This window comes from Prosthecobacter fluviatilis, assembly GCF_042655725.1.
Classification (GTDB): domain Bacteria; phylum Verrucomicrobiota; class Verrucomicrobiia; order Verrucomicrobiales; family Verrucomicrobiaceae; genus Prosthecobacter; species Prosthecobacter fluviatilis.
Genome location: NZ_JBHSMQ010000001.1, coordinates 188,953 through 203,538 on the forward strand (window position 1 = coordinate 188,953; position 14,586 = coordinate 203,538).

8 protein-coding genes are annotated in these 14,586 nt (G+C 62.4%); 4 read left to right on the forward strand and 4 right to left on the reverse strand.

The features are described 5' to 3' along the window. Positions 1-2: 2 nt before the first annotated feature. Positions 3-929: a dihydrodipicolinate synthase family protein gene (locus ACFQDI_RS00720; RefSeq protein ID WP_377162361.1), complete on the reverse strand. Its 927-nt coding sequence runs from the start codon at positions 927-929 to the stop codon at positions 3-5. 66 nt (positions 930-995) lie between these two features. On the opposite strand from ACFQDI_RS00720, the gene ACFQDI_RS00725 reads away from it, so the two are divergent. Further along, a complete protein-coding gene (locus tag ACFQDI_RS00725) occupies positions 996-2,315 on the forward strand; it encodes a PQQ-binding-like beta-propeller repeat protein (RefSeq protein WP_377162363.1) in 1,320 nt (439 codons plus the stop codon). A 248-nt stretch (positions 2,316-2,563) separates the two neighbouring features. Here ACFQDI_RS00725 and ACFQDI_RS00730 read toward each other — a convergent pair whose 3' ends face one another. Next, positions 2,564-4,768 carry a M60 family metallopeptidase gene (locus ACFQDI_RS00730; RefSeq protein WP_377162365.1) on the reverse strand — a complete coding sequence of 735 codons (2,205 nt, stop codon included), beginning with the start codon at positions 4,766-4,768 and terminating at the stop codon, positions 2,564-2,566. 38 nt (positions 4,769-4,806) lie between these two features. After that, complete coding sequence (locus ACFQDI_RS00735; RefSeq protein WP_377162367.1) at positions 4,807-5,409, reverse strand: helix-turn-helix domain-containing protein; 603 nt, start codon at positions 5,407-5,409, stop codon at positions 4,807-4,809. Positions 5,410-5,522: 113 nt separating this feature from the next. Between ACFQDI_RS00735 and metH the strand changes: the two genes are divergently transcribed. Next, positions 5,523-9,329 (forward strand): methionine synthase, encoded by a 3,807-nt coding sequence (gene metH, locus ACFQDI_RS00740; protein WP_377162369.1) that lies wholly within the window; start codon positions 5,523-5,525, stop codon positions 9,327-9,329. Between the two features lie 815 nt (positions 9,330-10,144). Here metH and ACFQDI_RS00745 read toward each other — a convergent pair. Then, positions 10,145-12,322, reverse strand: coding sequence for a transglycosylase domain-containing protein (locus ACFQDI_RS00745; protein ID WP_377162371.1), 2,178 nt, complete (start codon positions 12,320-12,322; stop codon positions 10,145-10,147). 141 nt (positions 12,323-12,463) lie between these two features. Between ACFQDI_RS00745 and ACFQDI_RS00750 the strand changes: the two genes are divergently transcribed. Both ACFQDI_RS00750 and ACFQDI_RS00755 read left to right on the forward strand, forming a co-directional pair. Beyond that, a complete protein-coding gene (locus ACFQDI_RS00750; protein ID WP_377162373.1) occupies positions 12,464-13,576 on the forward strand; it encodes a hypothetical protein in 1,113 nt (370 codons plus the stop codon). Next, positions 13,573-14,577 carry an Ig-like domain-containing domain gene (locus ACFQDI_RS00755; protein ID WP_377162375.1) on the forward strand — a complete coding sequence of 335 codons (1,005 nt, stop codon included), beginning with the start codon at positions 13,573-13,575 and terminating at the stop codon, positions 14,575-14,577. The genes ACFQDI_RS00750 and ACFQDI_RS00755 overlap by 4 nt, the downstream gene beginning before the upstream one ends. Positions 14,578-14,586 lie beyond the last annotated feature (9 nt).

Genomic DNA, 14,586 nt, shown 5'->3' on the forward strand with positions numbered 1-14,586 from the left:
CCTCACTTCACCCATTCAAAGAAGCCCATGGCCTCCAGCTCGCCATGCAGCTTGTCCTTCTGCTCAGGAGTTAGCGTGTTGTTCGGCAGTCGGGCAGGGCCCACATCCACACCCAGCATGCTCATCACCGCCTTCGCCGCGCCCATGTAGCCATGGCTCGCCAGCGTGCTGATGATCTGCACCCCGCGAAACTGCTCCACACGCGCCGCCTCAAAATCCTTCTGCGCAAACGCCGCCAGCAGGCGCGCATAGATCGGTGCTGCAAAGTTGAATCCGCTTCCCACCGCTCCCTTCGCACCCATCGCCAGCGCGCCGAGCATGTGCTCATCGCAGCCAAAGGGCAGATCCCACCCGCCGCCATCCGCGCGCAGGCAGTACTGGTAGGCCATCAGGTCAGGATTGGTAAATTTCACTCCCGCCAGATTCGGAATCCGCTCACGCGCCTGACGCAGAAACTCTGGCACCGGCAGGTTCACTCCCGTCATCGACGGAATGTCATAATAATAGAAAGGCGTCTCCGGTGCAGCTCCCGCGATCTGCGCCATCGTCTCCACCAGCATCTCCACGTTCTTCGGTTTGAAATACATCGGTGTCAGCGCCGCGATCGCCGCCGCCCCCAGTTCCTCCGCCTGCTCCGCCAGCGTCTTCGCATCCGCGACACAGTTCGCCCCCACATGCACCACCACACGCATCGCGCTTCCCTTCGTCACCGCCATCCAGCATTTCGCCAGCAGCAGCCTCTCCTCCAGCGTCAGCGAGTGGCTCTCCCCCGTGCTGCCTCCGATGAACACGATGTTCACTCCCTTGCTCTGCAGAAAGGCCGCCTGCTTCTCCACCACATCAAGGTTGAGCGCTCCATCCGGATGAAAAGGCGTGTGTGTGGCTGTGACGAGGCCATGCAGGCGCTGGGAGTCGGGCAGGTTCAGCATAATGCCCAAACGTGTGGGCTGCCAGATTCTCTGCAACATGAATCCGGGTGGTGAGTTTGTTTGTCCATGCGCATCGTCAGCCTGTTCCTTCTCCTGCTCGCCACTGCAATTCATGCCGACGACTGGCCCCAGTGGCTCGGTCCTCAAAGCGACTCCGTCTGGCGCGAATCCGGCATCATCGACTCCTTCCCATCCGGCGGCCCTCCCATCCTCTGGCGCGTCAAAATCGGCGGCGGCTACACCGGCCCGGCCGTGGCCGATGGCAAAGTCTATCTCATGGACCGCCAGGTCGCGGACAAAGCCAGCATCCCCGGCAACGCCTTCGCACGCGGCCTCATTCCTGGCACCGAGCGCGTCCTCTGCCTCGATGCCAAATCAGGCTCCGTCATCTGGGAGCACCGCTACGACTGCACCTACACCATGAGCTACTCCACCGGCCCGCGCTGCACCCCGCTCGTCAGCGGCGGCAAGGTGTGGACTCTCGGCGCGGAGGGAAATCTCCTCTGCCTCGACGCCGCCAGCGGCAAGGTTCTCTGGTCCCACGACTTCAAATCCGAATACGGCGCCAAGACTCCCATGTGGGGCTTCTCCGGTCATCCGCTTCTCGATGGCCAGCGCCTCATCTGCCTCTGCGGTGGCTCCGGCAGCCTGGCCGTCGCATTCGACAAAGACACCGGCAAAGAACTCTGGCGCGCACTCGACGCACGCGAGCCCGGCTACGGCTCACCCATCATCATCGAGGCCGGCGGTACAAAGCAGCTCATCCTCTGGCATCCGCAGGCCGTCAATTCCCTCGATCCCGCCACCGGCAAAGTCCTCTGGTCCCATCCCTGGGAAGTGCGCTTCGGCCTCACCGTTCCCACCCCGCGCCTCGCGGGCGATCTCCTCTTCTTCACCTCCTTCTACACCAGCTCCAAATGCTTCAAACTCGACGCTGCCAAGCCCGAGGCCACGCTGCTCTGGGAAGGCAAAAGCTTCAGCGAAAAAAACACCGACACCCTCCACAGCCTTATCAGCACCCCCTTCATTCAGGACGGCCACATCTACGGCGTCTGCAGCTACGGCCAGCTCCGCTGCCTCAAGCTCGAAACTGGCGAGCGCCTCTGGGAGAGCATGGCTGCCACCACCGGCGGCCCGCTCGTCCGCTGGGCCAATGCCTTCATCATCAAAAACGCCGACCGCTTCTTCCTCGCCAACGAACAGGGCGACCTCATCATCGCCAAGCTCTCTCCCAAAGGTTACGAGGAAATCAGCCGCGCCCATCTCCTCAAACCCACCACCACCGACCCCCGCCGCCCCGTCGTCTGGTCCCACCCCGCCTTCGCCAGCCAATGCGTCTTCATGCGCAACGACGAAGAAATCATCTGCGCCTCCCTGGCGAAGTGATCAGCTGCCGATGGGCTAATCACCCACAGCCTCCGCAAAGGGCGCCAGCATAGTGGTCCGCACAGTCCTCTGTGCGGCTCGCGACACCCAGCGCCCTCTCTCCTCCCCAACCCTCCGCGCGAGCCATCGAAACAGGCCAGTCTCACAGGCAGTTCACCCTCCCCACCTGTGATCCTATCCAGCCCTTCCTTCAGCGGCTCATGGCCCGGCCATTCGGCATTCGGATTTACTCATTCGTCATTTAATCTTCACAGTCCCTTCGGCATCCACACCTCCATCTTCGCCACCTCCGCCTTCGCCGCTGAACTCACCGGAATCCCCCACGCCTCAAAAAACGGCCCCAGGTTCTTATTCGCGATCTTCGAGTAGCGCACCAGAAACTGGTCACGCCTTTCATCGTCCCCCTTCGGCGCAGGGCCAAACTTCGGATCGTCAAAGCTGTACAGATACTTGCGCCAGCTCTCCCACCCAAACTCCTGCACCAGCTGAATGTAGGTCGTCAGCGCCGTGAAGGGATCGCTCTTCCACACCTGCCATTTGTTCGAGGCCTTCTTGATCTTCTGGATGTGCTCCTTGCGCGCCTCTTCGGAGATCGCTCCATGCCCGATCAGCCAGTCCTTCTTCAAAACCGCGTCATAGCAGTACATCCCGATGACGTTGTTCGTCACCTCGCCCGTTCCATCAAAGGTGAAATCACCGCGCTGATGATTGTGTCCGATCTCATGGTAAAATCCCCAGCCCGGAAACTTCAGTTTGCCAAAGGTCGTCATCTCCGGCGCCGCGCTCGTCGGGATCATGATCGGGTACCCGCTGTGCATGTAGCCCGCGCTGATCTGCACATCCGCCACGATTCGCTCGGGCCGCTTGCGTTCGGCCGTCTGGTTCGTCACATCATCCTGCGCCTCCACCACCTGCTTCCAGAACTCCATCAGCTGCGTCGGATTGTTGATCGCACGCGCCACCTCCGTCGGGCAGCTCAGGATCAGTTTGTCACACGCCAGCTCCGCCCACGGGGCAGGGCGCTTCTTGATCTCATTCCACTTCGCATCATCATCCTGCCCCAGCACAAACAGCGGCGCAGCCACCGCATGGGAGATTGCCACCGTAAATGCCTCGTCATCCTTCGCCCGTCCCGGTACTTCGATATAGATCAGCCCGCCAAAGGCGCTCGCCGTCTTCGTCGTCGCCGTGGCCAGCGGCACGCTGCGCGTGATGTCCGGCGCACGCTCCCACTTGTCCAGGTGGTAAAGCGTGTCGCTGTGGCAGCCTATCCGTACTGCATACCCTTTGTCCGCCAGCTTCTCCGGCAGCGTCACCGTGATCGTCTCTCCAGCCGCCGCATACAGCCCCGTGCTGGTCCAGCCCGGGATGCTCGGCGTCACACGGATCTCCCCGTTCACCCGCGGCGCATCCGCCGGCACTTTCCCCGGAAAAACCGCATGCGCAGGATGCGCCGCCACCCCTTCACCCGAGGCCAGCTTCAGCACCCGCGTTTCCATCCCCAGCCGCAGCCTCTGCGCAGCGTGCTTCTCCGCGGTCAGCGGAGCCTGGGCCGTCGGCACGGCTGCATCCGCTCCCGCATTGCCCAGCGCCGCCAGCACGGCCGTCTTGAGATTGCTGCGGTCCGGTGGCTGCGCCGCCATCGCGATCTGGATCGCATTCGTGCCCTGCTTCATCTGTTCCGCCGTCAGCGCCGGTCCGCCTTCGCGTTGCTTCTTGATTGCTGCGATCGCCTCGGAGGCATTCATCATCGCCGGCAGTTCCGTGCGTGCCTCAAAGCCTCTCAGTTGGTCAAAGGCGCTCATGTCCGTGATCGCCACGCCCGCAGGCATCAGCGCTTGGTTCAGCCCATGGGACACCGCCAGATCCTTGCCACCGCTCGTCTGGCTGAAGGCCCATCCCGTCATCCCGCCGATGAATCCACCTCCGCCCTTCACATACTCCGCCACCACCGCGCCTTCCTCGGGGCTGATGATGCCCTGCATGTTCACGATCACCACGTCGTAGTCGTTCAGGCTCTTCTTCTCGATCTTGTCAAAAGTCTCCGCATTAAAACCCCGCTGCTTGTACAGATTCACCGCATTCACCCCCTTCAGCCCCACGCGTGGCTTCTCCTTGTTGCCCGCCCACTTCACGCAGTTCTCCATCAGCTTCGCATGATCCCCACCTTCACCGCCTGCCAGATAGCTGTTGTGTCCAAAGAGGATGATGCGCCCCTTGCCATACCCCGCTGCCGCCGCCACCGCGATCTCCACCCCGTCCTTGTCCGGGGCCGACAAAATCGGAAACGCCATGTTCCCCCAGATCCCCACCGGCCCCGGCGCTCCCGCCTTCGGCACCGTTTTGACCCCGTCGAGAATCTTCCCCCGCTCGCCATTCACGAGCGCTGATGGCATCTGGGCTTTGAGAACCCCGGCAAACGCCAGGAGGACAAGGAGGGTGGCTGATTTCATGGTTGGGTTGGAAAAAAGTAAATGGGTTGAGAAAGCGGTTATCGATAAATCACCACCAGAAACACCAGCGCATCTCCCTTGCCGGTGTTCACGATCGCATGCGGCACATCCGCGCGGTAGGTCCCTGAGTCCCCCTTCGCTAGCTCCTCGCTGTTGGCGTCAGACTCGACCCGCACACTGCCCTCCTCCACGGTCAGAAACTCGCGCGTTCCTTCAAAATGCGGCTGGCTGCGCAGCGTCCCACCCGGCCTCAGCGTCAGCTCATAAAACTCCACATCCTTCTCCAGGTTGATCGGCGAGAGCGTGCGGATCTCGCACTGCTTGTCGCTGCGGTACACCTGCGCCCGGTCATTCGCCCGGATCACCTGGATCTTTGACGCACTGGCCTCCGCGCTCTCGATCAGTTCCTGCAGCGTCAGCCCAAATGCCCGCGCGATCCGGAAGGTCACCGTCAGCGTCGGGTTCGCCTTCTCCCGCTCGATCTCGCTCAGCATCGACCGGCTCACCCCGCTCGCCGTCGCCAGCTCCTCCAGCGACCACCCCCGGTCCCCGCGCAGCTTCTTCACTCGCTTCCCCAGATTTTCATTGATGGCCTCAGGGCTGGATTCGATGGGGGAGGGGACTTTGGGTTTGGCGGGCATGCGTGCCGGTATAACGGATGGGTGTCTTGTAAATTAGAAATAAAGTCACATGCTCAAATCATGATGCGTTCATATGACGGTTGACCCGTCCATCTCCGGCGCTAGTTTCCACCATGCCTTCACGTCCCAATGTCCGCCCCGAACTCGAAGCCGCCATGCGCCAGAGAATCCTGGTCATCGATGGTGCCATGGGCACGACCATCCGCGGCTACGGGCTCAAGGAAGCCGACGCCCGCGGCACCCGCTTCCTCACCAACGAAAAGGACCTCCTCAATAACGGCGACATCCTCAGCATCACCCGCCCGGACATCATTGAGGACATCCACCGCCGCTTCCTGGAAGCCGGGGCCGACATCATCGAGACAAACACCTTCAGCGGCACCAGCATTGCCCAGGCCGAGTTCTTCAAAGACGTGCCGGAAGGCCACCGCAAAGACCCCGAGTTCTTCCAGACTGTCATCGAGGACAAGTTTCTCAATGACCTCGCCTGGGAGATCAATTTCGAGTCCGCAAAGCAGTGCCGCAAATGGGCCGACCTCGTGGGCGAGAAAACCGGCCGCAAACGCTACGTCGCTGGTGCCATCGGGCCGCTCACCGTTTCCCTCTCCCAGTTCCCAGACCTCTCGGACCTCAGCTTCCGCTACGTCACCTTTGATCAGGTAAAGCAGGCCTACAAGCACCAGGTGCGCGCCCTCATCGCTGGTGGGGTGGACACCCTGATGGTCGAAACCATCTTCGACTCCCTCAATGCCAAGACCGCCCTCGTCGCCATCCGCGAGGTCTTTGAGGAGGACAAAGTCGAGCTCCCCGTCCAGATCAGCGCCGCCGTCGGCCCGGGCGGCGAGACCATGATCTCCGGCCAGGTCACCGAGGCCTACCTGAATGCCATGCGGCATGTGAAGCCCCTCTCCATCGGCCTCAATTGCTCCCTCGGCCCTGATAAGATGCGTCCCTTCCTGGAGGAGCTCTCTACCAAGGCCGACTGCTTCGTCTCCGCTTATCCAAATGCCGGCATGCCCAATCCGCTGGCCCCCACCGGCTTCGATCTCCTTCCGCCGGACATGGCCAATTTTGCCAAAGATTTCGGCGGCAGCGGCTTCGTCAATATCATGGGCGGCTGCTGCGGCAATACCCCCGAGCACATCGCCGCCATCGCCAAGGCACTTGAGGGCCTGCCACCACGTCAGGTGCCGCAGGACCCCCACACCATGCGCCTCAGCGGCTCCCAGCCCTTCGTGCTGAGAGGTGCCACACCGGAAGAGCGCCCGCCCTATCTCATGATCGGCGAGCGCACAAACGTCGCCGGGTCACCGAAGTTCGCCAAGCTCATCAAGGAGGGCAAGCTCGAGGAGGCCGTCGCCATCGCCCGCCAGCAGGTCGAGAGCGGTGCCAATGTCATCGATGTCTGCATGGACGAAGGCCTCATCGACGGCGTGCCCACGATGACCAAGTTCCTCATCCTGCTCCAGACCGAGCCCGAGGTGAACAAAGTCCCCATCATGGTGGACTCCTCCAAATGGGAGATCATCGAGGCCGGTTTGAAGTGCCTGCAGGGCAAGGGCATCGTCAACTCCATCTCCCTCAAGGAGGGCGAGGAAAAGTTCAAGGAATACGCCCGCAAGATCAAGCAGTACGGTGCCGCCACCGTCGTCATGGCTTTCGATGAGCAGGGCCAGGCCGCCACTTACGACGACAAGATCCGCATCTGCGAGCGCGCCTACCGCATCCTCGTCGATGAAGTCGGCTTCCCGCCCGAAGACATCATCTTTGATCCCAACATCCTCACCGTCGCCACCGGCATCGAGGAGCACAACAACTACGCCCTCGATTTCATCAACGCCACGCGCTGGATCAAGCACCACCTGCCCCACGCCAAGGTCAGCGGCGGCGTCAGCAATGTCAGCTTCAGCTTCCGTGGCAACAACAAGGTCCGCGAGGCCATGCACAGCGTCTTCCTCTACCACGCCATCAAGGCGGGCATGGACATGGGCATTGTCAATGCCGGCATGCTTGAGGTCTATGAGGAGATCCCCAAGGAGATGCTGGAAAAGGTGGAGGACGTCATCCTCAACCGCCGCCCCGACGCCACGGAAATTCTCGTCGATTACGCCGAGCAGTTCAAAGGCCAGGCCGGCACCACCAAGAAGGCCGAGATCGACATGAGCTGGCGTCAGGCCCCCGTGGAGAAGCGCCTCGAGCACGCGCTCCTCAAGGGCATCACCGACTTCATCAATGAAGACACCGCCGAGGTCTTCGCCAAGCTCGGCAAGCCCCTCTCCGTCATCGAAGGCCCCCTCATGGATGGCATGAGCGTCGTCGGCGACCTCTTCGGCGCAGGCAAAATGTTCCTGCCCCAGGTCGTCAAAAGCGCCCGCGTCATGAAGCAGAGCGTGGCCTACCTGCAGCCCTTCATGGAGGCTGAAAAAGCCGCCAACCCCAATCAGCGCAGCGCTGGCAAAGTGGTGCTCGCCACCGTCAAAGGCGACGTGCACGACATCGGCAAAAACATCGTCGGCATCGTTCTCGCCTGCAACGGCTTCGAAGTAACCGACATGGGCGTCATGGTCCCTTGCGACAAGATTCTGGAAAAGGCCCTCGAAGTCGGCGCGGATGTCATCGGTCTCAGCGGCCTCATCACCCCGTCGCTCGATGAGATGGCGCACGTCGCCAGCGAGATGGAGCGCCGTGGCTTCAAGCAGCCCCTCCTCATCGGCGGTGCCACCACCAGCCCGGCTCACACCGCCATCAAGATCGCTCCCAAATACAGCGGCAGCATCGTCCACGTGCTGGATGCCTCCCGCAGCGTTCCCGTCACCACCGCCCTTCTGAGCGAAGACCAGCGCGAAGGCTTCGTGAAGAGCAACGAGGAGCGCCACGCCAGGCTCCGCGAGGAATACGGCCGCAAAAAAGACCGCACCCTCCTCAGCCTCGCCGAGGCACGCGAAAAGAGCACCAAGTTTGACTGGGCCACGCAGGACATAGCCACCCCCTCCTTCCTCGGTACCAAAACCTACGAAGGCCCCGAACTCGTCGCCACCCTGCGCCAGTTCATCGACTGGTCGCCCTTCTTCCATTCCTGGGAGCTTCGCGGCCGCTGGATCGCCGCCGAGCAGCGTTTCTCATCCGCCCACGAAGACCCCGAGATGAAGACCAAGGCCGAAGCCGAGGCGCTCAAGCTCTACAAGGAGGCCAACGACCTCCTCGACCGCATCATCGCCGAAAAGCGCTTCACCCCGCGCGGCATCATCGGCTTCTTCCCTGCCAACAGCACCGGCGACGACATCGAGGTTTACACCGACGAATCACGCGCCGCCGTGCAGACCACCTTCCACACCCTGCGCCAGCAGGTCATCAAGAAGGACACGCCCAACTACGCTCTGAGCGACTACATCGCCCCCAAAGGCAGCGGCCGCGCCGACTACATCGGCGGCTTCGCCGTCGGCATCCATGGTGCGGACGACTTCGCGCACGAGTTTGAAAAGGCGCACGACCCCTACAGCGCCATCGTCGTCAAGGCCGTCGCGGACCGCCTCGCCGAAGCCTTCGCCGAATACCTCCACAAGCAGGCCCGTCTGGCCTGGGGCTATGAAAAGGAAGGGGACTTCGCCAACGAGGATCTCATCAAGGAGCGCTACCGCGGCATCCGCCCCGCACCTGGTTATCCCTCCCAGCCCGACCACACCGAAAAGCCCATCCTCTTCAGCCTGCTCGATGCCACCGCCAGGACCGGCGTCGAGCTCACCGAAAGCATGGCCATGCATCCCGGCAGCGCCGTCAGCGGCCTCTACTTCAGCCATCCCGAGGCCCACTACTTCGGCATCAGCGTCGTCGCCAAAGACCAGGTCGAAGACTACGCCGCCCGCAAAGGTATGACCCTCGACGAAGCCGAAAAATGGCTCGGTCCCTGGCTCGGCTATTGAAGCATTGAAGTACGACAGGCACTCATGCCTGTCGATCAGCGCACTCATCCTCCCAGGTCATTCGCGCGAGCCCCTGCATAGGGGTCCGCACAATGCGAAGCCGGCCGAAGGCAAACCTCTGTGCGGCGCTCCGCATTTCCCCCCCCGGAGGATAGCCGTCCCGGCTGTCCACGGCAGACAGGCCTCTGGCATGTCCTTTCCACCCCAGCATTCCGACTGCCAGGAAATGTCATCCGCGCAGCAATGTCCCACCCACGCAAACTTAGCGCAGCCTCATAAGTACGACAGGCACTCCTGCCTGTCGATCAGCGCACTCATCCTCCCAGGACCCTCGCGCGAGCACCAGAGCGCCAGCATAGGGGGGCGCACAACGCGAAGCCGGCCGAAGGCAAACCTCTGTGCGGAGCTCCGCATTTCCCCTCGGAGGATAGCCGTCCCGGCTGTCCATGGGAGACAGGCCTCCGGCCTGTCCTTTCCACCCCAGCATTCCGACTGCCAGGAAATGTCATCCGCGCAGCAATGTCCCACCCACGCAAACTTAGCGCAGCCTCATAAGTACGACAGGCACTCCTGCCTGTCGATCAGCGCACGCATCCTCCCAGGACCCTCGCGCGAGCACCAGAGCGCCAGCATAAGGGGCCGCACAACGCGAAGCCGGCCGAAGGCAAACCTCTGTGCGGCTCGCGCCACCCATCACATCCTTTCTCCCAGCTCCTCCGCACACCCCACCCCTCCGGAGGAGAGGGATCGTCCCGATCCCTCACGCCTCCGCATCGCCCAGCACTCCCGCATACCCTCCGCCAGTCTCCCCCCAGTCACTGAAACCAGCTCCGAATCCGATCAAACAATCCCCGCCCGCGACCATGTGATGCCGGACGCGGCGCCGGCGCATGATAGCCCTGATGCTCCGAACAAAAATTCTGCGGCACCAGATCATACGGCAGCGCATCCTCATACGCCGTTCCCGCCTGCGCACACCCATCCGTCGCCAGCTGGCTGCTCACCCGGCACAAAGACACCCGTGACAGCGGCAGCGACACCTTCGGCACCTCCGTCTTGTACCCAAGCGCCACCGCCTTCTTCATCACATCCGCCCAGATCGGCAGCGCCAGCGTGCCCCCATACCCGCCCTCCACAATCGTCTGCGGCTTGTCCAGCCCCACCCAGATCCCGCAGCTCACGCGGTCCGTATAGCCCGCAAACCACGCATCCTTGTAATCATTCGTGGTCCCCGTCTTGCCACCGCCCGGTTCCTTGAATCCATACTCGCTGCGCAGCGTGGCCGCCGTGCCTCGGTCCAGCACCTGCGCCAAAATGTTGCGCATCAGAAACGCCACGCTCGGCGTCATCACCTCGGACTCCAGCACCGGCGTCTGATAAATAACGTTGCCCGCCTTGTCCACAATCCGGTCGATCAGGAACGGCCGGCGCCGCAGCCCCTGGTTCGGAAACACGCTGATCGCGCTCGTCAGCTGCCGCGGATTCCCGCCAATGTTACCAATGAAAATCTGCGGCGTCCGCTCCGCAGGTTTAGCAAAGCCCGCATTCGTCAGCAGGTCGATCACCCGGTCCACTCCGGCGTAGTTCCCCAGTCGCAGCGTCATCGTGTTGCGGCTCTTCACGATCCCGTCCGTCAGCGTCGTCGGCCCCAGAAACTTGCCGTCCGAGTTCTGCGGATTCCATCCTGGCGAGGCACCCTCAATCTCACCCGGCTGGATCGGCGCATCATTGATCAGCGTCCCCGGCATGAAGCCGGACGCGATCGCCGCAGCATACACAAACGGCTTCACCGTGGACCCGATCTGTCGTTCTCCCATCGTGGCACGGTTGTACTTGCTGTGGCGGTAGTCGCGCCCGCCCACCAGCGCCAGGATGCCACCGGTCGTGTTGTCCTGCATCATCAGCGCCGCCTGCAGGTACGGCGTCGAGGCCACCTCCTGCGTGCCGTCCCACGTCTTGTCAAAATCGGCCTTTTTCGGGTGCGCGTAGCCACCCTGCTTTTCCACCGCCGCCAGCCGCTTCTCCACCGCTTCATCAGCCGCATCCTGCAGCTCCTTGTTCAGCGTGGTGTACACCTGCAGCCCGCCGTCCTCGATCTCCTGCTGCTCCAGGATCAGGTCCAGATCCCGCCGCACCGTGTCCAGTGCGTAGCCCCCCTGGCTTTGAAACAAAGGCTGCGCATGCAGCGCGATGTCCGCATACTTCGCCGCGATCTCCTCCTCCGGCGTGATCATCTTCAGCTCCAGCATCCGCTTCAGCACCGTGTCCCTCTCCTTCAGCGCCCCCTCATAATTCCGGAAGGGCGAAAAGCGCGCCGGACTGCGGATGATCCCCGCGATCATCGCCGCCTCGCTCAGGCTCAGCTGGCTCGCATGCTTGCCAAAGTACACCTGGCTTGCCCGCTGCACCCCGTAGATGCCCGGCCCGTAAAAGATGCGGTTCACGTAATGCTCGATGATCTGCTCCTTCGTGCACGCTTTCTCGATCCTCCGCGCCAGCATGATCTCCACCAGCTTCCGGTTCAGGCTCCGGTCATCCAGGTCCGGGTAGCTGTTGCGCGCCAGCTGCATCGTCAGCGTGCTCGCCCCCTGCACCACCCGCAGCTCCTTCACATTGCGCACCATCGCTCGCGCCACCCCGAGGTAGTCCACCCCGCCATGCTTGTAAAAGCGCGAGTCCTCTCGCGCCAGCAGCGCCTTCACAAACCACGGAGACACCTCGCTCAGCGGCACGATGATCCGGTTCTCCCCGTGCATCCGTCCCAGGATCACCCCCTTCGCATCCATCACGATCGTTCGCTCCGGCATGTCTCCCAGCTTCGTCAGATCATACGCCTTCGCCCTCTCACTGTAATACGCGATGATCGCCGCTGCCCCCAGCGTGCACACCAGCGATCCACCCAGAACAAAAATGATGCAAAACCGCTTCAACGATTGCCAGAGCGACAGGGAGGACTTCGTCGGCTTGCGTTCTTCGGTTGGCTTCTTTTTCATGGGCGCGTCGCATCGGGTCGCTGGTTTTCGACCAAAGATCAAGCCTCAGACGATGAACTCGCCGTGAACTTCAATTTCACATTCGGGCGTGACATTCGCCTTGCTGGTTCCGTACCATAGCCCACCACCAGTTCACCGGCCATGAAAGCACTCTGCCTCTCCTTCCTCCTTGCCTCCACCCTCGGCGCTTCCGCGGCGCTGCTCGAGTCGCCCCAGAAAGGCGGCCTCAAAATCCAGTCCCTCAGTTCCATCAGCTTTGGGCCGGAGGGCCTCCTGCTCGTGGCTGAGCCCGGCACCGCCAGCGTGCTCGCCGTTCAGACGGGCGATGTAGGCCCTCAAAAAGAAAAGCTCGCCAAGCCCGTCGCCGACATCGGTGCCCAGATCGCCGCAGGCCTCGGTGTGAAGAAGGAGGACATCACCGTCAAAGACCTCGCGGTCAATCCCGCCAGCGGCCGCATCTACCTCGGCGTTCAGCGCCGCCCGGACAACGCCGTGCTCATCGTCAGTGTCGGCTCTGACGGCAAGATCACTCCGCTGAACCTTGAGCCACTCTCATGGGCCCGTGTCACCCTGCCCGGCGGCACCGCAAGCAAGGTCACCAACATCACCGATGTCGCCTTCGACAAAGATCGCGTGTTCGCCACCGGCACCTGCAATGAGGAGTTCGCCTCCCGCATCTTCACCATCCCAGTTCCGGTCAAAGACGGCGCCACCGCTAGCGTCTTCAGCGCCGAAACCTACCACGTCGCTCATCGCAAGTGGGAGACCAAGGCCCCCATCCAGAGCTTCATTCCCTATCAGTCACAGGAGGGTACCTTTGTCGTCGGCGCCTTCGCCTGCACCCCCGTCGCCAAGTTCAAGGTGGACGACATCCAGAGCGGTGCCCAGGTCAAAGGCGTCAGCATGGTCGAGCTCGGCAGCGGCAACCGCCCGCTCGATCTCTTCAGCTACACTGACAAAAGTGGCAAGGAATGGCTTGTCGTGCATACCCAGCGCTTCAAGCAGAACGCCTTCGGTCCCAGCAAGATGTGGGGTGCCCGCATCAGCATGGACTACCTCGACTCACAGGCCCCCGACAAGACCAACGAGAACGCTGCCCGCCGCGACGAAAAACAGCACGACGGCCCCCAGGGGATCGAAATCGTGGACGCGCTCTTTGGTGCCGTGCAGGTGGACAAGCTCAGCGACACCGAGGCCGTCGTCCTCCGCGATGCCGAAGGAACGCTGACCCTCGAAGTCGCCGCCCTGCCGTGAAGCGCTGGCTCATGCTCTTCGCCCTCCTTGGCGCCACCGCCTTTGCCGCAGAGGCAAAGGTGGACCCCTCCGGTCACATCGAGTCCCCGGGGGTGGACATCCGCGTGTTTCGCACAGGAGCCACAGAGCCCCTGTTTGGCAGCATTTCAAAATCCGCTGCCCACGTCCGCTTCGCCGCCACCCTGCCGCTCGTCCCCGGAGAGACCTATCGTGTGGAAGTCCAGTCCCCCGACGGTCACTGGACCACCCAGCAGCTGCACTTCCAGCGCCCCGCCGCCGCCGCTCCTGCCGCCAGCATCTCTCCCGCTCCCACCAGTCTCCCGGCCAATGCCCTGAAGCTCTACCTCCACTTCAGCCAGCCCATGGAGCAGGGCGTGTTTCTCGATCGCATCACCCTCCTGCGCCACGACGGCAGCATCGTTCAAGGGGCCTTCCGCGAGACCGAGCTCTGGTCCCCCGACGGCAGACGCCTCACCCTCTGGCTCCATCCTGGCCGTCAGAAAACCGGCGTCAACCTCAACCAGGATGAAGGCCCCGTCCTGCAGGAAAACAGTCCATACACCCTCAAGATCGCCTCTTCCTGGCGCTCCACTGCCGGTGTGGCTCTCGGAAAGGACATCACCTTTCCCATCACCGCAGCAGCGCCAGACCACACTTGCCCTGATCCTCTCCGCTGGCAGATCACGCCACCCAAAGCCGCCACCCGCGATCCTCTGACCATTACCTTCGACGAACCCCTTGACCCCGCGATACTCGTTTCCGCGCTGACGGTCAAAGCTCGCGCCGCCACAATCACCGGCTCAGCTCACGTGGCCTCGGACGCTCGCACCTGGTCATTCACGCCTGCTTCAGTTTGGCCATCAGGCGCAGGCCTTGTCGAGATCGACCCCCTGCTTGAAGATCTGGCCGGCAACAATTTATTGGGACCTTTTGAGGTCGATCGCGACGCGCCGGAAAATGTCGCAAAAAAGAGCACCCTGGACTTCCAGTTGGGGGATTAGGAAGGCTTC

Bases quoted from the DNA above. Each gene is read 5' to 3' on its own strand.
- metH (WP_377162369.1), top strand. From the start codon at position 5,523: ATGCCTTCACGTCCCAATGTCCGCCCCGAACTCGAAGCCGCCATGCGC.
- ACFQDI_RS00750 (WP_377162373.1), top strand. From the start codon at position 12,464: ATGAAAGCACTCTGCCTCTCCTTCCTCCTTGCCTCCACCCTCGGCGCT.
- ACFQDI_RS00730 (WP_377162365.1), bottom strand. From the start codon at position 4,768: ATGAAATCAGCCACCCTCCTTGTCCTCCTGGCGTTTGCCGGGGTTCTC.
- ACFQDI_RS00720 (WP_377162361.1), bottom strand. From the start codon at position 929: ATGCTGAACCTGCCCGACTCCCAGCGCCTGCATGGCCTCGTCACAGCC.
- ACFQDI_RS00725 (WP_377162363.1), top strand. From the start codon at position 996: ATGCGCATCGTCAGCCTGTTCCTTCTCCTGCTCGCCACTGCAATTCAT.
- ACFQDI_RS00735 (WP_377162367.1), bottom strand. From the start codon at position 5,409: ATGCCCGCCAAACCCAAAGTCCCCTCCCCCATCGAATCCAGCCCTGAG.
- ACFQDI_RS00745 (WP_377162371.1), bottom strand. From the start codon at position 12,322: ATGAAAAAGAAGCCAACCGAAGAACGCAAGCCGACGAAGTCCTCCCTG.